The organism is Rhodococcus sp. SGAir0479 (genome assembly GCF_005484805.1).
GTDB lineage: Bacteria > Actinomycetota > Actinomycetes > Mycobacteriales > Mycobacteriaceae > Prescottella.
The window spans coordinates 3,056,603-3,076,568 of the sequence record NZ_CP039432.1 but is presented as its reverse complement, the minus strand read 5'-3'; the positions used below and the strand labels follow the sequence as shown (position 1 = coordinate 3,076,568).

General features: G+C 67.0%; 18 protein-coding genes. All 18 read left to right on the top strand.

Annotated elements, in window-relative coordinates; translation table 11 throughout:
• Window positions 1-10 precede the first annotated feature (10 nt).
• Entirely contained in the window at window positions 11-490 is a 480-nt protein-coding gene (gene secE, locus E7742_RS14265; RefSeq protein ID WP_175420490.1) for a preprotein translocase subunit SecE, read from the top strand.
• Between the two features lie 60 nt (window positions 491-550).
• Entirely contained in the window at window positions 551-1,366 is an 816-nt protein-coding gene (nusG, locus tag E7742_RS14260; RefSeq protein ID WP_137799537.1) for a transcription termination/antitermination protein NusG, read from the top strand.
• Between the two features lie 79 nt (window positions 1,367-1,445).
• Window positions 1,446-1,880, top strand: coding sequence for a 50S ribosomal protein L11 (gene rplK, locus E7742_RS14255; protein WP_137799536.1), 435 nt, complete (start codon window positions 1,446-1,448; stop codon window positions 1,878-1,880).
• Window positions 1,881-1,994: 114 nt separating this feature from the next.
• Window positions 1,995-2,708, top strand: a complete 714-nt coding sequence (gene rplA, locus E7742_RS14250) for a 50S ribosomal protein L1 (RefSeq protein WP_137799535.1) — start codon at window positions 1,995-1,997, stop codon at window positions 2,706-2,708.
• A gap of 480 nt (window positions 2,709-3,188) precedes the next feature.
• Entirely contained in the window at window positions 3,189-3,746 is a 558-nt protein-coding gene (rplJ, locus tag E7742_RS14245; RefSeq protein WP_137799534.1) for a 50S ribosomal protein L10, read from the top strand.
• Between the two features lie 85 nt (window positions 3,747-3,831).
• The gene (gene rplL, locus E7742_RS14240) at window positions 3,832-4,218 is read left to right on the top strand and encodes a 50S ribosomal protein L7/L12 (protein WP_005518232.1); all 387 of its coding nucleotides are present in this window, start codon (window positions 3,832-3,834) and stop codon (window positions 4,216-4,218) included.
• 250 nt (window positions 4,219-4,468) lie between these two features.
• On the top strand, window positions 4,469-5,518 hold the full coding sequence (locus tag E7742_RS14235) for an ABC transporter ATP-binding protein (RefSeq protein ID WP_137801217.1): 1,050 nt from the start codon (window positions 4,469-4,471) through the stop codon (window positions 5,516-5,518).
• An 11-nt stretch (window positions 5,519-5,529) separates the two neighbouring features.
• Window positions 5,530-6,324: an MlaE family ABC transporter permease gene (locus tag E7742_RS14230; protein ID WP_137799533.1), complete on the top strand. Its 795-nt coding sequence runs from the start codon at window positions 5,530-5,532 to the stop codon at window positions 6,322-6,324.
• 4 nt (window positions 6,325-6,328) lie between these two features.
• On the top strand, window positions 6,329-7,189 hold the full coding sequence (locus E7742_RS14225; RefSeq protein WP_137799532.1) for an MlaE family ABC transporter permease: 861 nt from the start codon (window positions 6,329-6,331) through the stop codon (window positions 7,187-7,189).
• Window positions 7,186-8,523 carry an MCE family protein gene (locus tag E7742_RS14220; protein WP_137799531.1) on the top strand — a complete coding sequence of 446 codons (1,338 nt, stop codon included), beginning with the start codon at window positions 7,186-7,188 and terminating at the stop codon, window positions 8,521-8,523. Before E7742_RS14225 ends, E7742_RS14220 begins: the two co-directional genes overlap by 4 nt.
• Before the next feature lie 8 nt (window positions 8,524-8,531).
• The gene (locus tag E7742_RS14215) at window positions 8,532-9,596 is read left to right on the top strand and encodes an MCE family protein (protein ID WP_137801216.1); all 1,065 of its coding nucleotides are present in this window, start codon (window positions 8,532-8,534) and stop codon (window positions 9,594-9,596) included.
• A complete protein-coding gene (locus tag E7742_RS14210; RefSeq protein ID WP_137799530.1) occupies window positions 9,593-10,588 on the top strand; it encodes an MCE family protein in 996 nt (331 codons plus the stop codon). Before E7742_RS14215 ends, E7742_RS14210 begins: the two co-directional genes overlap by 4 nt.
• Window positions 10,588-11,814 carry an MCE family protein gene (locus tag E7742_RS14205; RefSeq protein ID WP_137799529.1) on the top strand — a complete coding sequence of 409 codons (1,227 nt, stop codon included), beginning with the start codon at window positions 10,588-10,590 and terminating at the stop codon, window positions 11,812-11,814. Before E7742_RS14210 ends, E7742_RS14205 begins: the two co-directional genes overlap by 1 nt.
• 11 nt (window positions 11,815-11,825) lie before the next feature.
• Window positions 11,826-13,061, top strand: coding sequence for an MCE family protein (locus tag E7742_RS14200; RefSeq protein WP_137799528.1), 1,236 nt, complete (start codon window positions 11,826-11,828; stop codon window positions 13,059-13,061).
• Window positions 13,061-14,311, top strand: coding sequence for an MCE family protein (locus E7742_RS14195; protein WP_137799527.1), 1,251 nt, complete (start codon window positions 13,061-13,063; stop codon window positions 14,309-14,311). The genes E7742_RS14200 and E7742_RS14195 overlap by 1 nt, the downstream gene beginning before the upstream one ends.
• Window positions 14,312-14,351: 40 nt before the next feature.
• A complete protein-coding gene (locus E7742_RS14190) occupies window positions 14,352-14,981 on the top strand; it encodes a mammalian cell entry protein (RefSeq protein WP_137799526.1) in 630 nt (209 codons plus the stop codon).
• Window positions 14,982-15,052: 71 nt separating this feature from the next.
• Entirely contained in the window at window positions 15,053-15,946 is an 894-nt protein-coding gene (locus E7742_RS23510; RefSeq protein WP_254699009.1) for a mammalian cell entry protein, read from the top strand.
• 436 nt (window positions 15,947-16,382) lie between these two features.
• Window positions 16,383-19,889: a DNA-directed RNA polymerase subunit beta gene (rpoB, locus tag E7742_RS14180; RefSeq protein ID WP_137799525.1), complete on the top strand. Its 3,507-nt coding sequence runs from the start codon at window positions 16,383-16,385 to the stop codon at window positions 19,887-19,889.
• Window positions 19,890-19,966: the final 77 nt, after the last annotated feature.

The following is a 19,966-nucleotide window of genomic DNA, read 5'->3' as shown; positions in this document are numbered from 1 at the left end:
AGGAACGACGGTGAGCGAGGAGCGCGGCAAGCGCGACGACAGCGTCTCCGGGTCTTCGGACTCCGGATCTGCCGACGAGTCAGTCGTTTCCGATCAGGTCGACAACGGTCCAGTCCCTGCTGAAGAGAGCCCCGTCGGTGCGGCCCCAGCAGGAAAGCCGAGCGGCAAGCGCAGTGCGCGCCGCGGTGGTGCGAGTGCCGTCGAATCCGGCGAGAAGGCGAAGCCGGCCGTAGCGGCCACCTCCGTCAAGTCGCCCAAGGCGCGTTCCGGTGCGAAGCCGGCCGCCCAGCCCCGCGCGGAGAACATCTTCAAGCGAATTCGCCGCTTCCTGCGGGAAGTGGTCGCCGAGCTCCGTAAGGTCATCTGGCCGAATCGTAAGCAGATGGTCACCTACACCAGCGTGGTGGTCGTGTTCGTCGCCTTCATGGTGACGTTCATCAGCCTCCTCGATGTCGGATTCATCAAGGGCGTCAGCTGGTTGTTCGGCTAATCCGGGCACGCCCGTCGGCGTTCCCGAACGATGTGATTGACGAGAGGAAGAGTGCCTCCAGTGAGCACCCCCGAGAACGACTCTGACAAGGCTCTGGCCGAGGAGGGCGTTTCGGCCGAGGCGGTCATCGAAGACGGTGTGTCTGCCGACGCGGCGGTCGAAGACGACGCAACCGGCGAGCAGGTCGAAGACGATGCCGTGACGGAGGATGCTCCCGAGGGCGCCGACGAGGCTCCCGCGGCCGAGGAAGAGGTCGACCCGGTCGCCGAGTTCAAGGCCGCGCTGCGTCGTTCGCCCGGCGACTGGTACGTCATCCACTCGTACGCCGGTTACGAGAACAAGGTGAAGGCCAACCTCGAGACCCGCGTCCAGAACCTCGACGTCGGCGACTACATCTTCCAGGTGGAGGTCCCCACCGAGGAAGTCACCGAGATCAAGAACGGCCAGCGCAAGCAGGTCAACCGGAAGATCCTGCCCGGCTACATCCTGGTGCGCATGGAACTCAACGACGAGTCCTGGGGCGCGGTCCGCAACACTCCCGGTGTCACCGGTTTCGTCGGTGCCACCTCGCGTCCGTCGCCGCTGACGCTCAACGAGGTCGTGAAGTTCCTCATGCCGCAGCAGGGCCAGAAGAAGCCCGCTGCCGCGGCTGCCGCCGGCGGTGGCGAAGGTGCCGCTCCCGCGGCCGCCAAGCCGGTCATCGAGGTCGACTTCGAGGTCGGCGAGTCGGTCACCGTCATGGACGGCCCGTTCGCGACGCTCCCGGCGAGCATCAGCGAGGTCAACGCCGAGCAGCAGAAGCTCAAGGTCCTCGTCTCGATCTTCGGTCGCGAGACCCCGGTCGAACTCTCGTTCAACCAGGTTCAGAAGATCTAGCGGGTTCCCGCTCGCGGGTACCGCCACACACTTGCACGCAGTTCGCAAGAAACACACCCAGTAAGAACAAGGAACGAAGATGCCCCCCAAGAAGAAGAAGCTCGCAGGGCTCATCAAGCTTCAGATCCAGGCCGGTCAGGCTAACCCTGCACCGCCCGTGGGTCCGGCGCTCGGTCAGCACGGCGTCAACATCATGGAGTTCTGCAAGGCTTACAACGCGGCGACTGAGTCCCAGCGCGGCAACGTGATCCCTGTCGAGATCTCCGTCTACGAAGACCGGACCTTCGACTTCAAGCTGAAGACCCCTCCGGCCGCCAAGCTGCTGCTCAAGGCTGCTGGTGTGCAGAAGGGCTCCGGCGAGCCGCACAAGAACAAGGTCGCGACCGTGACCATGGACCAGGTGCGCGAGATCGCGAAGACCAAGCAGGAAGACCTCAACGCGAACGACATCGACGCAGCCGCGAAGATCATCGCCGGCACCGCGCGTTCGATGGGCATCACGGTCGAGGGCTGATTTCTCAGCGGACTCTGCCGTGACGCAGGGTCTTCTCCTCCCTGTGGGAGGGCCGGCCAGGCCCGCACCACAACTGAACCATTCACCTACGGGTGAGAAGTAAGGACAGAAGAAATGGCAAAGCGCAGCAAGGCGTACCTCGCCGCCGCTGAGAAGATCGACGCGGACAAGCTCTACAGCCCCCTGCAGGCTGCGAAGCTGGCCAAGGAGACGTCGTCGACCAAGATGGACGCGACCGTCGAGGTTGCCGTCCGCCTGGGCGTCGACCCCCGCAAGGCGGACCAGATGGTGCGCGGCACCGTCAACCTGCCGCACGGCACCGGTAAGACCGCACGCGTCGTCGTGTTCGCCGTGGGCGAGAAGGCCGCCGAGGCCGAGGCCGCCGGTGCGGACGCCGTGGGCTCCGAGGACCTCATCGAGCGCATCCAGGGCGGTTGGACCGACTTCGACGCCGCGATCGCCACCCCGGACCAGATGGCCAAGGTCGGCCGCATCGCCCGCGTCCTCGGACCGCGTGGCCTGATGCCGAACCCGAAGACCGGCACCGTTACGCCGGACGTCGCGAAGGCTGTCGCCGACATCAAGGGCGGCAAGATCAACTTCCGCGTCGACAAGCAGGCCAACCTGCACTTCGTGATCGGCAAGGCGTCGTTCGACGATGCCAAGCTGGTCGAGAACTACGGCGCCGCGCTGGACGAGATCCTGCGTGCGAAGCCGTCGTCGGCGAAGGGCCGTTACGTCAAGAAGGTCACGGTTTCGACCACCACCGGACCGGGCATCCCGGTGGACCCGAACCGTACCCGCAACCTCCTCGAGGACGGCGAGTAAGTCGCGGCTTCCCGCGATCTGATCGACACCGAAGGCCGGCGCAGAGTGACTCTGCGCCGGCCTTCGGCGTATCCGGAGCGAGGCGAGGCGGGCCCGGCTTCCCCGTGGGTGTGACGCTCGGCACGACGGCCGCCCGAAGGCGGGATCCGTTTTGCGCTGGGGCCCGGACTTCGTTAGTCTTCTCGTTGGAGTTCGGTGCTCGATGCGGACTCCGCCCCGAAAATGTTCTACCCAAGACCGTTGGTCACCGTGCCCAGCAATGGAATCGGTTGAAGGTCCGGGATTGCCCGGCGGCCCACGCAGGAGGACGAGGTGGGGGATGTTTGTCTGCGTCAGGCTTCGGCCAGGAGATGGATTTCCTCGTGTACGCCCCGTGTGCCCTGCACCGGGGCGTTTTGCATGTCACGGGCCGTGTCGGACGACTCACGTCGGAAGACCGTGTCCCAGTGGAACAACGACTGTCACGAGAGGAGGCGAAGTATGGCAAAGCCTGAGAAGGTCTCTGCGGTTGCAGAGATCACCGAGCAGTTCAAGGACTCGTCCGCCGCCGTGATCACGGAATACCGTGGTCTGTCGGTCACGAGTCTGACGCAGCTGCGACGCGCTCTCGGAGAGGGTGCCACCTACTCCGTCGCCAAGAACACCCTGGTCAAGCGTGCCGCCGCTGAGGCGGGCGTCGAGGGCCTTGACGACCTGTTCGTCGGACCGACCGCCATTGCATTCATCAAGGGCGAGCCGGTCGACGCTGCCAAGGCCATCAAGGCCTTCGCAAAGGACAACAAGGCACTCGTCATCAAGGGCGGGTACATGGACGGCGCTGCGCTGTCCGTGGATCAGGTCAACCAGATCGCGGACCTCGAGTCCCGCGAGATCCTGTTGGCCAAGCTCGCCGGCGCGATGAAGGGCAACTTGGCAAAGGCCGCCGGCCTGTTCAACGCTCCCGCTTCGCAGGTGGCCCGTCTGGCCGCCGCGCTGCAGGAGAAGAAGGCTGCGGAGGGTGGGGCCGCCGAGGCTCCCGCCGAAGCCGCTGCCGAATAGCTGATCCGCACCTGCGCATCACAACCATCACCACCTGTCCGGTCGCGGATCGGCGACACAGGACTTTAGAGGAAGGACGCCAATCATGGCGAAGCTCACCACCGAAGAGTTGCTGGACCAGTTCAAGGAGCTCACCCTGCTCGAGCTCTCGGAGTTCGTGAAGGCGTTCGAGGAGACCTTCGAGGTCACCGCCGCTGCTCCGGTCGCCGTTGCCGCTGCCGGCGCCCCGGCTGCCGCTGCTGACGCTGCCGAGGAGCAGGACGAGTTCGACGTCATCCTCGAGTCGGCCGGCGACAAGAAGATCCAGGTCATCAAGGTCGTCCGTGAGGTCGTCTCCGGCCTGGGCCTGAAGGAAGCCAAGGACCTCGTCGAGGGTGCTCCGAAGCCGATCCTGGAGAAGGTTGCCAAGGACGCGGCCGACGCCGCCAAGGAGAAGCTCGAGGCTGCCGGCGCGAAGATCACCGTCAAGTAAGACGAATCTGCGCTGCTTCCACGAAGCAACGAAGGAAAGAGCCGTTCCCGTTGGGGGGCGGCTCTTTCCGTATCCCGGTAGCGTTCGATGCTGCGGCATCGCGCGGCGCCGAAGTGTCCGAAATTACCGGCTTGTATTCCTTACTTACTGGTTAGTAGGATTTGGTGTCACGGATAACACTTCGATGCGATAGAGTGACGCAACCCACAGTGGACCACGCGGTGGGGGGATGTTCCTGACGCGGGAGGTAATGGTGGGAGTCGAGGTAGCGGTCGAGGGGCTCACGAAGTCTTTCGGCTCTCAGAGGATCTGGCAGGACGTGTCGTTGACGCTCCCGGCCGGAGAGGTCAGCGCGCTGCTGGGACCGTCGGGCACCGGTAAGTCGGTGTTCCTCAAGTCCCTGATCGGTCTGCTGCGCCCCGAAGAGGGCTCGATCGTCATCGACGGCACCGACATCCTCCAGTGCTCGTCGCGGGAGCTGTACGAGATCCGCAAGCTGTTCGGTGTCCTCTTCCAGGACGGCGCGCTCTTCGGCTCCATGAACCTGTACGACAACGTCGCGTTCCCGTTGCGCGAGCACACCAAGAAGTCCGAGTCCGAGATCCGCAAGATCGTGATGGAGAAGCTCGAGCTCAACGGCCTGGTGGGCGCGGAAGGCAAGCTGCCCGGCGAGATCTCCGGTGGCATGCGCAAGCGCGCCGGGCTGGCGCGAGCGCTGGTGCTCGATCCGCAGATCATCCTCGTCGACGAGCCGGACTCCGGTCTCGACCCGGTGCGCACCACCTACCTGAGCCAGCTGCTGATCGACATCAACGCGCAGATCGACGCGACGATCCTGATCGTCACGCACAACATCAACCTGGCGCGCACGGTGCCCGACAACCTCGGCATGCTCTTCCGCAAGCAGCTCGTCATGTTCGGGCCGCGCGAGGTGCTGCTCACCAGTGACGAGCCGGTCGTCCACCAGTTCCTCAACGGCAGCAAGATCGGCCCCATCGGCATGTCGGAGGAGAAGGACGAGGCCCAGATGGCGCAGGAGCAGGCGCTCGTGGACGCCGGTCACCACCACGGTGGTACCGACGATGTCTACGGTGTCGTTCCGCAGATGGAGGCCACCCCCGGACTTCCCGTCCGTCAGGCGGTCGGGCGCCGACAGGCTCGGGTGCGCGAGATCCTCCACACCCTCCCGGCCGATGCGCAGCAGAGCATTCTCGAGAGCATGAACGACGACCAGGCCACCCAGGTCATTCCCGCTTACGACGACGGCGGCCGCGACTCGGCCTCGTTCGAGCACGGTTAGGGGCACTGCGTATGGGGGGTACTCGCGCCTCGCTGATGAAGCCCGTCACCGGAGCCCTCACTCAAGCCGGCAACATCGTCCAGCTGTTCGTCGACGTTGTTCGCAACACGTTCCGGCGGCCGTTCCAGTTCAAGGAATTCATCGAACAGGCATGGTTCATCGCGAGCGTCACGATCCTGCCGACCGCGCTCGTCGCGATCCCGTTCGGTGCCGTCGTGTCGTTGCAGACCGGCTCGCTGATCAAGCAGTTGGGTGCCGAAGCGTTCACCGGCGCCGCCAGCGTGCTGGCGGTGATCCAGCAGGGCAGTCCCATCGTCACCGCACTGCTCATCGCGGGCGCCGCCGGCTCGGCCGTCACCGCCGATCTCGGCTCACGGACCATCCGTGAGGAGATCGACGCGATGGAAGTACTCGGCATCAATCCGATCCAACGACTCGTCGTGCCGAGGGTGCTCGCGATGGTGCTCGTCGCGGTGTTGCTCAACGGACTGGTGTCCGTGGTCGGCATCGCGGGCGGCTACTTCTTCAACGTGGTGCTCCAAGGCGGTACCCCCGGTGCGTACCTGGCGTCGTTCTCCGCGCTGGCACAGCTGCCGGACCTGTACATCGCCGAGGTGAAGGCGGCGATCTTCGGCGTCATCGCGGGCGTCATCGCGGCCTACAAGGGCCTGACGCCCAAGGGCGGCCCGAAGGGTGTCGGCGAGGCGGTGAACCAGGCGGTCGTCATCACCTTCCTGGTGCTGTTCTTCGCCAACCTCATCCTCACCATGGTGTACCTGCAGATCGTTCCGGCGAAGGGGGCGTGACCCGATGACGATCGCACGGGGGCGCGGTGACTACGCGCTCATCCGCGCCCGCCGCTGGGCGCGCAAGCCGTTGGACGTGCTCGACAACGCCGGCGAGCAGATGTCGTTCTACTCGCGGGCCATCGCGTGGACGCCACGCACCCTGCGGCGCTACCGCAAGGAGATGCTCCGGCTGCTCGCCGAGGTGACCTTCGGCAGCGGTGCGCTCGCGGTCATCGGCGGCACCATCGGCGTCATCGTCATGATGTCCGGGTTCACTGGCGTCGTCGTCGGACTGCAGGGCTTCGCGGCCCTGGACCAGATCGGCAGCTCGGTGCTCACGGGCTTCCTGTCGGCGTACGTGAACACCCGTGAGATCGCGCCGATCGTCGCGGCGCTGGCCTTGTCGGCCACCGTCGGCTGTGGTTTCACCGCCCAACTCGGTGCAATGCGCATCTCCGAGGAGATCGACGCCCTCGAGGTCATGGCGGTACCGAGCGTGCCCTTCCTGGTCACGACCCGCATGATCGCCGGGTTCATCGCGGTGATCCCGCTGTACATCGTCGGCCTGCTCGCCGCGTACCTCGCCTCCCGCGTGGTCAGTACCGTCTTCAACGGCCAGTCCACGGGCTCGTACGACCACTACTTCAATCTGTTCCTGCCGCCCGAGGACGTGCTGTGGTCCTTCGGTAAGGTCCTCGTCTTCGCCTTCGTGCTGATCCTCATCCACTGCTACTACGGGTTCCACGCCCGCGGTGGCCCCGCGGGTGTCGGTGTCGCGGTCGGCCATGCCGTGCGCACCGCGATCGTCACGATCGCGGTCCTGGACTTCTTCCTGAGCCTCGCGATCTGGGGGACCACGACCACGGTGCGGGTGGCCGGATGATCGAGTCACCGTCGAAGCTCCGCCGTCGCGTCCTGGGAATCGTCTTCTTCCTGGTGCTCGCGTTGTTCCTGGGCGGCACGATCGCCAGCTACAACAAGACCTTCACCCCCGTCGTCAAGGTCGACCTCGTGACCGACACCGTGGGCAACGCGCTGCCGCGCAACGCCGACGTCAAGGTCCGCGGGCTCATCGTGGGCGAGGTGCGCGAGGCGTCCACCGAGAACGGCAAGGTCACTTCCGTGATGGCGATCAACCCGGACAAGGCCGAGCTGATCCCGTCCAACGCCACGGCCCGGCTGCTGCCGAAGACGCTGTTCGGCGAGCGCTACGTCGATTTGGTGATCCCGGAGAACCCGAGTCCCAACCACATCCGAGCCGGCGACACCATCCAGCAGGACGCCAGCGGCAACGCGGTCGAGCTCGGCCGGATGCTCGACGGTCTGCTGCCGCTGCTCCAGGCGATTCCGCCGGAGAGTCTGGCGTCCACGCTGGGGGCGTTGTCGCAGGCGCTCGACGGCCGAGGCGAGCAGCTGGGCGTCACGCTCGACCAGCTCGACACGATCTTCGGGGGAGTCAACAGCCGCATGCCCGACCTGAAGGCGGGACTGCAGAGCTTCGCGACGTTCACCCAGACGTACTCGGACGCCGCGCCGCAGCTGGTCGACGCGCTCGACAACCTGCGCACCACCAACGCCACGGTGGTGCAGGAGCGCAGTTCGATCGACGCTCTCATCGCGTCGGTGACCTCCACCGGCTCGGACACCGCGGACCTGCTCACCACCAACCGCGAGTCCGTCATCTCGATCGCGGCGGACTCGCGCGAGGCGCTCGAGACCCTCGCCCGGTTCTCCGGCACGTTCGGTTGCACATTCGCGAACTTCGCGGACGTCATGGGCCGATCGGGCGCGATCACCGGTGAGGGATCCGACCTGCCGGGTGCGCGGGCCACCATCGAACTCGTCAACCCTCGGGGCCGTTACCTGCCCAACCAGGACGAGCCCCGTCTGATCGACAGCCGCGGCCCGCGCTGCTACGAGCCGCCGCCGCTGGGCGTCGACATCGGGCAGTACCCGGGCGGCTCCATCCACGACGGTTCCTACCAGGTGCCGACGCGGAACCCGGGTGATCAGGACATCCCCGACGTCGCGTCCCCGCAGTACTCGATGGTGCCGGCGGCGACCGCCCCGGCGTCGTACGTGGGTTCGCCGCTCGAACGCGACACCCTGGCGGTGGTGTACGGCGAGGCCACCGGCACCGCGCCGGAGGACGTGCCGGCGTGGGCCGCGCAGATCGGTGCACCGGCACTTCGTGGAAAGGAGGTGAGCGTCAAGTGAGGCAACAACTGCGTGGGGTGGCTGCCCCGTTCACGAAGCTGGTGATCTTCGCGTTGGTGACGATCCTGGCGACGGGCTTCCTGGCGCTCACGATCGCGAACACCAGCACCACGGGTGGCACCAAGTTCAGCGCGCGGTTCACCGACGTCACCTCGCTCAACAAGGGTGACGAGATCCGGATCGCCGGCGTCCGCGTCGGCCAGGTCACCAAGATCGAGATCGTCGACGACCGTGAGGCGCAGGTGGAGTTCGCGCTCTCCGATCGGGACTGGCTGCCCGCCAGCACCACCGCGACCATCCGGTTCCGCAACCTCGTCGGGCAGCGGTACATCGCGCTCGAGCAGGGCACCGGACAGCAGGGCTTCAAGATGACCGCGGGGGAGACGATCCCGCTGGACCGGACCAAGCCGGCCGTGAACCTCACGACGCTGTTCAACGGGTTCCGTCCGCTGTTCCAGACGCTCAGCGCGGACGACGTCAACAAGCTGTCGTACCAGATCATCCAGGTCTTCCAGGGGGAGGGCGGAACCATCGAGGAACTCGTCGCGAACACCGCGTCCCTCACCAACACGATCGCGGACAAGGACAAGGTGATCGGGGATCTCGTCACCAACCTGCAGAAGGTTCTCGACACCGTGAACCAGCACGACGAGCAGGTGGATCAGCTGATCGTCAACACCGAGAAGTTGGTCAGCGGGCTCAACGCCGACCGCGGGGTGATCGGCCGGTCGGTGCAGTCGCTGTCGGAGCTGACCAGCGCCACCGCCGACCTCCTGGTCCCGACCCGGCCGTCGATCCAGGGCTCGATCGCCGGGATCAACACGCTGGCCGGGCAGATCAACGAACGGTCCGACGACGTGAACCAGGTGCTCGCCAACCTGCCCGTGAAGATGGAGAAACTGGGACGCGCCGGCAGCTACGGGTCGTGGTTCCAGTTCTATCTCTGCGGAATCGACGTCGTCGCCGGTCCCGGCACGGCGCCGCAGCTGAACCTGCCGACGAACCTGCCGACGGTGAACCAGCCGATCTACACCAACGCGGCCCCGCGCTGCTACGCGGACGGTGCCCGATGACCAAGAAGCGCAATCCCGCCGTCACCGGTGCCCTCGGCATCGTGGTGATCCTCCTCGCGACGATGTCGGCGTTCTTCCTGGACAGCCTGCCGATCGTCGGTGCCGCCAACCGGTACACCGCCGAGTTCACCGAGGCCGCCGGGCTCAAGGCCGGCAACGAGGTCCGGGTCGCCGGCGTGAAGGTCGGCAAGGTCACCGGGATCGACCTGGACGGTGACCGGGTCCTCGTGACCTTCCAGACGAAGGACGCGTGGGTGGGCGACCAGAGCACCGCGTCGATCCAGATCAAGACGATCCTGGGGCAGAAGTACCTCTCGCTCGATCCGCGCGGCACCGAGGTGCTGCGCCCGGGGGTGCACATTCCGCTCGAGCGGACCACGTCCCCGTACGACGTCATCGACGCCTTCAGTGACGCCGCGACCACGCTCGAGGAGATCGACACGACGCAGCTGGCCTCGAGTTTCGACGTGCTGTCGCAGTCGTTCGCCGGCACCCCCGACGAGATCCGGGGTTCGCTGGACGGCGTCGCCCGCCTGTCGGAGACCGTGTCCAAGCGCGACCAGGAACTCAAGAAGCTGTTCGAGGCGACGAAGCACACGTCGCAGATCCTGGCGGACCGCAACGAGCAATTCGAGCAGATCCTCGCCAACGGCGGCACGCTGCTGGCCGAGCTGAACACCCGGCAGCAGGCGATCGGCCAGCTGCTCACCACCACCCAGACCCTGTCGCGGGAGCTGACCGGGCTGGTCGCCGACAACGAGGCCCAGATCACGCCGGCCCTCACCCAACTGCAGGGCGCGATCGACCTCCTCAACCGGAACCAACAGAACGTGAGCAAGGCACTCGAGTACGCGGCACCGTTCTACCGGATCTACGCCAACGTCCTCGGCAACGGTCGGTGGTTCGACACCGTGGTGACCAACCTGACCCCGCCCGGGCTGCCGGACATCCCCGGTTACCGCGAGCCGATGCGCACCCTGGGGGGTAACTGATGAGCCAGTCGTGGGCCGGCAACCGCCGATGGATCCCGGTGGCGTTGATCGCCGCCGTCCTCGTGGTGGTCGCCGGAGTGCTGTGGTGGGTGTTCGAGAACGCCGGCACCACCAAGATCACGGCCTACTTCGACAAGTCGATCGGCATCTACGAGGGGTCCGACGTGCGGGTCCTCGGTGTGAAGGTGGGCACGGTCGATTCGGTGGAGCCGCAGGGTGATCAGGTGCAGGTGACGATGACCGTCGACCGCGGTGTCGACATTCCGGCCGACGCCAAGGCTGCGCAGGTCACGCCGTCGGTGGTGTCCGACCGCTTCATCCAGCTCACGCCCGCGTACACCGGCGGGGAGAAGATGAGCCGCGACGCGACGATCCCGCGTGAGCGGACGGCCACCCCGGTCGAGGTCGACCAGCTGTACGCCAGCGTCACCGACCTGTCGGAGGCGCTGGGGCCCAACGGCGCCAACAAGGACGGCGCGCTGTCGGGGCTGGTGGACACCGCGGCGGCGAACCTCGACGGCAACGGCGACGCCTTGGGCAACACCTTCACCCAGCTGTCGGCGGCGGCGCGCACGCTGTCGGACTCGCGCGCCGACATCTTCGACACCGTCAAGAACCTTCAGGTGTTCGTCAGCGCGCTCGCGGCGAACGACGCGCAGGTGCGCCAGTTCAACACCCAGCTCGCGGACCTGAGCGGCTTCCTCGCGGGTGAGAAGGAGAACCTGGGTCTCGCGCTCAACCAGCTGTCGCTCGCGTTGGGCGACGTCGCCCGATTCGTCGAGAACAACCGGGAACTGCTCGGCCAGAACCTCGACGGGCTCACGACCGTCACGCAGACCGTCGCCGACAAGCGGGACTCGTTGGCAGAGGCGCTCGTGACGCTGCCGCTCGCGATCAGCAACCTGGTGAACTCGCACGACGCGGAATCCGGGACGCTGCAGATGCGCGTGGACCTGCCCGATCTGCAGGACCCGTACGGGCTGGGCTGCAAGCTGATCGACGTCGCGAAGCTGCTGCCGGGAGACCCCCGATTCGAGGCCTTGGGCCGCCAGATGAAGCCGGTCATCGACAACTGCAAGGCGATCACCGACCAGATCACCGCGGGTCAGAAGACGCCGACGCTGAATCTGCCGCTCGGCATCCTGAGTGGCGACAATCTGCAGCGTGGGGCAGTCCCGGGCACGGTTCCGGGTACGCCGTCGCCGCGTTTGGGGGGCACGCCGTGAACACTCGGAGGATGAGGGCGGCCGCGGTGGCCGCCGGAGTGAGCGTCGTCGCGCTGACCGCCAGCGCGTGCGGCTCGGCAGGCATCTACTCGATCCCGCTGCCCGGCGGAGCCGACATCGGCAAGGACCCGATGCACCTGAAGATCCAGTTCGACGACGTCCTCGACCTGGTCCCGCAGTCGGCGGTCAAGGTCGACGGCGTGGCGGTCGGCCGGGTCGAGTCGATCTCGGTGGCCCCGGACGGGTGGACCGCGGAGGTCGACACGCTGGTCGCCGACTCGGTCGACCTGCCGGCCAACGCGATCGCCGAGGTGCAGCAGTCGAACCTGCTCGGTGAGAAATTCATCGCGATCTCGGCGCCGGCGCAGAACGCCTCGAGCGAGCGCCTGGCGAGCGGCGCCACCATTCCGGTGGACCGCACCCGGCACGCCACCGACATCGAGCAGGTGCTGGGCGCGCTGTCGCTGCTCCTCAACGGCGGCGGCGTCGCGCAGTTGCAGCCCATCGTGTCGGAACTCGAGAAGGCGCTGGACGGCCGCGAACCCAAGGTTCGCGGGCTGCTGGAACAGGCGAACACACTGATCGCCGGGCTCGAGGAGCAGCGCGACTCGATCACTCGCGCGCTCGACGGTCTCGACACCCTCAACAGCCGGGTGGTGGAGCAGACGGACGAGCTCGGCAAGATCCTCGACGAGCTGCCCGAGGGCGTCGAGATCCTGTCGGAACAGCGTCCGCAGCTGGTGGAGATGCTCGCGCAGGTCGACCGGCTCGGCCAGGTCGGCACCGACGTCATCAACCGGTCCAAGGACGACCTGATCGCGGATCTGCGGGCCCTGCGCCCCACCCTGCAGCAGCTGGGTGCCGCCGCCCCGGACATCATCACGTCCGCCCCGATCCTGCCCACGTTCCCGTTCCCGGACTCCATCATCCCGTCGATCCACGGCGGCCAGGCCAACGTGTTCCTGTCGATCGATCTCCAGATCGGTGACGTGCTCTCGAACCTCGGTGTCGGCAAGCCCGACCCCGTCTACTACCCGCCCAAGTACGGTCCGGCGGTCCCGGTGAACCCGAGCAATCCGTACTACAACGGCAACGGACCCCGACCGGGCTGGCCGACGGTGTCGCTGCTGCCGGTGCCGCCGATCGTGCCCAACCCGGTGCCCGAGGCGGGTGCCGCACCGGTCGCCGCGCCGGCGGCCGCGAACCCGTTCGACGCGTTCCTGAATCAGCTGGGGGTGGGTGAGTAATGGTCTCGCGGGTGGTCAAGTGGCAGTTGGTGGCCTTCGTGGTCGTCGCCGTGCTCGGTATCGGGTACGTCGGCGCCCGGTACGTCCGTCTGGACACGCTGCTCGGTTTCGGTGAGTACCGGGTCAATGCGCAGCTCGCTACGTCGGGTGGCATCTTCACCAACGCCGAGGTCACGTACCGGGGCGTCCCGGTCGGCCGTGTCGGTGACCTCGAGCTCACGAAGGACGGGGTGTCGGTCGCGCTGATGATCGACAACAGTGCGCCGCAGATTCCGGCGTCGGCCCGCGCCGTCGTCGCGAACCGGTCCGCGATCGGTGAGCAGTACGTGGATCTGCAGCCCGACACGGACGAGGGTCCGTACCTCACCGACGGTTCGGTGATCACCGAACCGAACACTGCCACCCCGATCCCGGTGGAGGAGCTGGTCGGAAGCGTCGACCGGCTGGCCCGGTCGGTGCCTACCGATGCGCTGCACACGACGGTCGTGGAGCTCGGCAACGCGCTCACCGGCAAGGGTGAGGATCTGCAGGTGCTGGTCGATTCGCTCGGCCGCTTCACCGATACCGCGAACGAGGCCCTGCCGCAGACACTCACGTTCATCAGCGACGGCCGTACGGTCCTCGACACGCAGGCCGACCAGTCCGGTGCGATCCGCACCTTCAGCGACGGTCTGCTCCAGGTGGCGGCCCAGTTGAAGTCGAGCGATCCGGACGTGCGCCGACTGATCGGGACCGGGACGGACGCCACCCGGACGGTCGGCAAGCTCGTGACCGACAGCGGTGACGCGCTCACGACGGACCTGACGAATCTGGCGACCACCACGACCACGCTGGGGCCGCGGGCTATCGCCCTGCAACCGATCTTCCAGTTCCTGCCGGCGCTGTCGGCCGGTGCGTCGGCCGTCGCGCCGGGTGACGGGACCATCCATTTCGGGCTCGTCCTCGAGACCAACAACCCGGTGGCGTGCACGCGGGGGTACGAGGGGACGCAGGAGATTCTCGACCGGATGAAGGCCGAGAACCCGAATTTCGACGACACCGTCGACGACTTCCCGTTCAACACCGATGTCCGATGCGCCGTCGAGGAGGGAAATCCCACGGGCGTGCGCAGTGCGGACCGGGTGGTCTACGCCGACCCGCAGACCCCGCAGCCGTGGGACAGCACCCCCAAGGTCGACCCCGACAAGCTCAATCTCAACCCGATCGCCACCCAGCTCGCGACCCTCATGGGCGTCGCGCCGGTCCGGTAGCGTTCGGCGCACAATCGTTACCCGAGAGTAAGGTTGCCGTGTGACGGACACCACGACCAAGAACACCAAGCCCCTCGTCGCCGCCACGGTCGCGGTGACCGTCGTCCTCGTCGGCGCCCTCGTCGCCGCCGTGTGGTTCGGCGTCGGATGGGCACGCGCCGCGTTCGTGGAGAAGCCCAAGGCCGACGCCCGCGAGTCCGCGTTGGCCGACGCGCGCCAGGCGGCGATCAATCTCAACTCGTTCGACGCCGCGAATCTCGACCGGTCCTTCGCCGACATCCAGTCGTCGATCACCGGGGATCTCACCAAGGATCTCGACGCCACCCGGGATCAGCTGACCAAGCAGACGCAGGAGACCGGGGCCCGCAGCACCGCCGAGGTGCTGGGCGCGACGCTGACGACGCTCAATTCCGACGACGGCACCGCCGACGCGATGATCGTCCTGGCCACCACGACCACGTGGCCCGATCAGTCCTCGCGCAAGGTGCGGGTGACGATGCGGCTGACCATGACCGAGGACGACGACGGCGTGTGGCGCGCATCGAAGTCCGTGAACCTCGGCAACGCCGCGGTCCTGGACCAGACCCCGGCCCCGAATGCCACGCCCCCGGCCCCGGATGCGCCGGCGGATTCGAACGCGCCGGCCGAGTCCGGCACCGGCGACCGGTAGCGCCCGACAGTCTTCCCCGATTCCCGGATCTCGCCGTGCGTGCACCGAGGTCATCCGGAAGGAGTTCCCCCATGCCTCCCATTCGTCGCAGGACCGGTGCCGGTCCGTCCCCGCGCCGCCCCAAGGTCGCCGGTAGCTCCGCCGGGGCCGTGCCGCCGGCGCGCCCGGCCGCCGGTACGGCGGAGCCCGAGGGCGTCGAGCCCGCCGCGACCCGCGTCGAGCCCGCCGCGACCCGCGTCGAGCCCGCCGCGACCCGCGTCGAGCCCGCCGCGACCCGTGCCGAGGAGCCCGGCCCCGCGGCATCGGGGACCGGGCAGCAGAGCTTCGGTACGGCCGTCGCGGAGCGCGCCGCGGAAGAGAGGGCCATTGCCCATGTCGACGCCGACGCCCCGGACGGGGAGGCGCCCGACCCGGACTACGTTCCGCCCAGCGAGCAGACGGCCGACGGAGAGACCGAGGACGCGCCGACGCGCTCGCGGCTGAGCTGGCGGCTCGTGGCCGCCCTCGGGGTGGCGGCCGTGGTCCTCGCGGTGTTCGCGGTCGTCGCGGCGCTGCGTCCGGGCGCCGAGGTGAACAACACCGCGTTCGTCGACATCGCGGGGACGTCGGAGGTCACCGAGGCCGCCCGGTCGGCGCTGGAGACGCTCTACGCGTACGCGCCCGACTCCATCGACCAGTACCCGGACCGTGCCCACGCCGTCCTCACCGACTCGATGCGGGCCGAGTTCGACAAGACCGTCGAACCCACCGTGTCCGCGGTCAAGCAGTCCGGCACCAGCACCACCGTGCAGTTGAGCGACGTCGGCGTGAAGGTCCTCGACGGCGATCGCGCCGAGCTGATCGTGAACATGACCGTCAGTGCGGAGATGAACGGTGTCGCGCAGGACAGCGCGTCCGGCCCGTTGATCGTTCAGATGGAAAAAGTGGGCGGTGTGTGGCTATTGTCTGACATTGCGGATCAGTAGCCGGGCAGTCGACAGATCGGTCAGCGCCTCCCTGTCCCCGGTGATCCGCGCCTTTCGAGCCGCGTCCACAGCGCCGCAAAGTTCGTGCGTCGACCCCCGCACCCGCCGTCCGCGGCACGGTGGGGTCGAAACACCGGGACTAGGCTTGACGCGGCGCGCACCACGCGTCACTCTATGCGTGAACATTCGCGCGGTTCTCCGCGCGCGGCACCCGCAAGGTGTGCCCTTCTGCGCCCGGCTCGACATCTACTGAGTTTGGGTGTACTTTTGGACGTTGCGCTGGCTGCCTCCTGTCCACCTCTCGACCTCACTGCGGCGAAGTGATCCACTTCCTGCTCCTGTGGCGAGGATTCGTTCGGGTTGTGACCAGCGAATTCGCCCCACATGAAGAAGCAGATACAGCGGCGGTCGCACCAGCAAGAGCGGCCCGCGTGAGGTGCTGGAAGGACGCATCTTGGCAGTCTCTAGCCAGACCAAGGCAGTTGCCGGAATCCCCGGAGCCCCGAAGAGGGTTTCGTTCGCGAAGATTCGCGAACCCCTCGAAGTCCCAGGGCTCCTCGATCTACAGACTGATTCGTTCGAATGGTTGATCGGCTCGCAGGGCTGGCGTGAGCGCGCAGCCGCGCGTGGCGACGGAGCGGTCACGGGTGGTCTCGAAGAGATCCTGGCCGAGCTCTCGCCCATCGAGGACTTCTCGGGCTCGATGTCCCTGTCCTTCTCGGACCCGCGCTTCGACGAGGTCAAGGCCTCGGTCGACGAGTGCAAAGACAAGGACATGACCTACGCGGCGCCGCTGTTCGTCACCGCCGAGTTCATCAACAACAACACCGGTGAGATCAAGAGCCAGACGGTCTTCATGGGTGATTTCCCGATGATGACCGACAAGGGCACGTTCATCATCAACGGCACCGAGCGTGTCGTCGTCTCGCAGCTCGTCCGTTCGCCGGGCGTGTACTTCGACGAGAACATCGACAAGAGCACCGAGAAGACCCTGCACAGCGTCAAGGTCATCCCGGGCCGTGGTGCATGGCTCGAGTTCGACGTCGACAAGCGCGACACCGTCGGTGTCCGCATCGACCGCAAGCGCCGTCAGCCGGTCACCGTGCTGCTGAAGGCACTCGGCTGGACCACCGAGCAGATCACCGAGCGCTTCGGCTTCTCCGAGATCATGATGTCGACGCTCGAGAAGGACAACACCGCCGGCACCGACGAGGCGCTGCTCGACATCTACCGCAAGCTGCGCCCGGGCGAGCCGCCGACGAAGGAGAGCGCGCAGACCCTGCTGGAGAACCTGTTCTTCAAGGACAAGCGCTACGACCTCGCTCGCGTGGGCCGCTACAAGATCAACAAGAAGCTGGGCCTGAACACCGGCCTGCCGATCGAGGCGTCGACCCTCACCGAGGAAGACATCGTCGCGACGATCGAGTACCTGGTGCACCTGCACGCCGGTGACACCGTGATGACCGCTCCCGGCGGCGTCGAGGTGCCCGTCGAGGTCGACGACATCGACCACTTCGGCAACCGTCGTCTGCGCACGGTCGGCGAGCTGATCCAGAACCAGATCCGCGTCGGCCTGTCCCGCATGGAGCGCGTGGTCCGCGAGCGTATGACGACCCAGGACGTCGAGGCCATCACGCCGCAGACCCTGATCAACATCCGCCCGGTCGTCGCCGCGATCAAGGAGTTCTTCGGAACCTCCCAGCTGTCGCAGTTCATGGACCAGAACAACCCGCTGTCGGGTCTGACCCACAAGCGTCGTCTGTCGGCGCTGGGCCCCGGCGGTCTGTCCCGTGAGCGCGCCGGCCTCGAGGTCCGCGACGTCCACCCGTCGCACTACGGCCGCATGTGCCCGATCGAGACCCCGGAAGGCCCGAACATCGGCCTGATCGGTTCGCTGTCGGTGTACGCACGGGTCAATCCGTTCGGCTTCATCGAGACGCCGTACCGCAAGGTCGTCGACGGCACGGTCACCGACCAGGTCGACTACCTCACCGCGGACGAGGAGGACCGCCACGTCGTAGCGCAGGCCAACTCGCCGGTCGACTCGTCGGGCCACTTCACCGAGGACCGCGTCCTGGTCCGTCGTAAGGGCGGCGAGGTCGAGTTCGTCTCGTCCTCCGACGTCGACTACATGGACGTCTCGCCGCGCCAGATGGTCTCGGTCGCGACCGCGATGATTCCGTTCCTCGAGCACGACGACGCCAACCGTGCCCTCATGGGCGCGAACATGCAGCGTCAGGCGGTCCCGCTGGTGCGCAGCGAGGCCCCGCTGGTCGGTACCGGCATGGAGCTGCGTGCCGCCGTCGACGCCGGCGACGTCATCGTCACCGAGAAGAGCGGTGTGGTCGAGGAGGTCTCCTCGGACTACGTCACCGTGATGGCCGACGACGGCAGCCGCAAGACCTACCGTCTGCGCAAGTTCGCCCGCTCCAACCAGGGCACGTGCGCCAACCAGCGTCCGATCGTGGACGAGGGTCAGCGCGTCGAGTCCGGCCAGGTCCTCGCCGACGGCCCCTGCACCGAGAACGGTGAGATGGCGCTCGGCAAGAACCTGCTCGTGGCGATCATGCCGTGGGAGGGTCACAACTACGAGGACGCGATCATCCTGTCGCAGCGCCTCGTGGAGGAGGACGTCCTCACCTCGATCCACATCGAGGAGCACGAGATCGATGCCCGCGACACCAAGCTCGGTGCCGAGGAGATCACGCGGGACATCCCGAACGTCTCGGACGAGGTCCTCGCGGACCTCGACGAGCGTGGCATCGTCCGGATCGGTGCCGAGGTTCGCGACGGCGACATCCTCGTCGGCAAGGTCACCCCGAAGGGCGAGACCGAGCTGACCCCGGAGGAGCGCCTGCTGCGCGCGATCTTCGGTGAGAAGGCCCGCGAGGTCCGCGACACGTCCCTCAAGGTGCCGCACGGTGAGTCCGGCAAGGTCATCGGCATCCGCGTGTTCTCCCGCGAGGACGACGACGATCTGCCTCCGGGCGTCAACGAGCTGGTCCGCGTCTACGTTGCCCAGAAGCGCAAGATCCAGGACGGCGACAAGCTCGCCGGCCGCCACGGCAACAAGGGCGTCATCGGCAAGATCCTCCCGCAGGAGGACATGCCGTTCCTGCCCGACGGCACCCCGGTCGACATCATCCTCAACACGCACGGTGTTCCGCGTCGTATGAACATCGGTCAGGTGCTCGAGACCCATCTCGGCTGGATCGGCAAGACCGGCTGGAACGTCCAGATCGCGGGCGACGGCTCGCGGCCGGACTGGGCCGAGACCCTGCCCGAGGAGATGCTGTCCGCCCCGTCCGACTCGAACATCGCCACCCCGGTGTTCGACGGTGCCAAGGAGGACGAGCTCACCGGTCTGCTCGGTTCGACGCTGCCGAACCGTGACGGCGAGCGCATGGTCGGCCCCGACGGCAAGGCGACGCTGTTCGACGGTCGCTCCGGCGAGCCGTTCCCGTACCCGGTGTCGGTCGGCTACATGTACATCATCAAGCTGCACCACCTGGTCGACGACAAGATCCACGCGCGTTCGACCGGCCCGTACTCGATGATCACCCAGCAGCCGCTCGGCGGTAAGGCCCAGTTCGGTGGCCAGCGCTTCGGTGAGATGGAGTGCTGGGCGATGCAGGCGTACGGCGCCGCCTACACCCTGCAGGAGCTGCTCACCATCAAGTCGGACGACGTCGTCGGCCGCGTGAAGGTGTACGAGGCGATCGTCAAGGGCGAGAACATCCCCGAGCCGGGCATCCCCGAGTCCTTCAAGGTGCTCCTCAAGGAGCTCCAGTCGCTGTGCCTCAACGTGGAGGTGCTGTCCTCGGACGGCGCTGCCATTGCGATGGCCGACGGCGACGACGAGGACCTCGAGCGTGCCGCCGCGAACCTGGGCATCAACCTGTCCCGGAACGAGGCCGCGACCGTGGACGATCTCGCGAACTAGTTTTACGGTCCCCGGGCCGTGGGGATGCCCACGGCACCCACGGCCCGGGGGCGCTAGAGCACATTTGAATTGGCAGT

Bases quoted from the DNA above. Each gene is read 5' to 3' on its own strand.
- E7742_RS14235 (WP_137801217.1), top strand. From the start codon at position 4,469: ATGGTGGGAGTCGAGGTAGCGGTCGAGGGGCTCACGAAGTCTTTCGGC.
- E7742_RS14220 (WP_137799531.1), top strand. From the start codon at position 7,186: ATGATCGAGTCACCGTCGAAGCTCCGCCGTCGCGTCCTGGGAATCGTC.
- E7742_RS14200 (WP_137799528.1), top strand. From the start codon at position 11,826: ATGAGGGCGGCCGCGGTGGCCGCCGGAGTGAGCGTCGTCGCGCTGACC.
- E7742_RS23510 (WP_254699009.1), top strand. From the start codon at position 15,053: ATGCCTCCCATTCGTCGCAGGACCGGTGCCGGTCCGTCCCCGCGCCGC.
- E7742_RS14230 (WP_137799533.1), top strand. From the start codon at position 5,530: ATGGGGGGTACTCGCGCCTCGCTGATGAAGCCCGTCACCGGAGCCCTC.
- E7742_RS14195 (WP_137799527.1), top strand. From the start codon at position 13,061: ATGGTCTCGCGGGTGGTCAAGTGGCAGTTGGTGGCCTTCGTGGTCGTC.
- E7742_RS14205 (WP_137799529.1), top strand. From the start codon at position 10,588: ATGAGCCAGTCGTGGGCCGGCAACCGCCGATGGATCCCGGTGGCGTTG.
- rplL (WP_005518232.1), top strand. From the start codon at position 3,832: ATGGCGAAGCTCACCACCGAAGAGTTGCTGGACCAGTTCAAGGAGCTC.
- rplJ (WP_137799534.1), top strand. From the start codon at position 3,189: ATGGCAAAGCCTGAGAAGGTCTCTGCGGTTGCAGAGATCACCGAGCAG.
- rplK (WP_137799536.1), top strand. From the start codon at position 1,446: ATGCCCCCCAAGAAGAAGAAGCTCGCAGGGCTCATCAAGCTTCAGATC.
- E7742_RS14225 (WP_137799532.1), top strand. From the start codon at position 6,329: ATGACGATCGCACGGGGGCGCGGTGACTACGCGCTCATCCGCGCCCGC.
- E7742_RS14210 (WP_137799530.1), top strand. From the start codon at position 9,593: ATGACCAAGAAGCGCAATCCCGCCGTCACCGGTGCCCTCGGCATCGTG.
- rplA (WP_137799535.1), top strand. From the start codon at position 1,995: ATGGCAAAGCGCAGCAAGGCGTACCTCGCCGCCGCTGAGAAGATCGAC.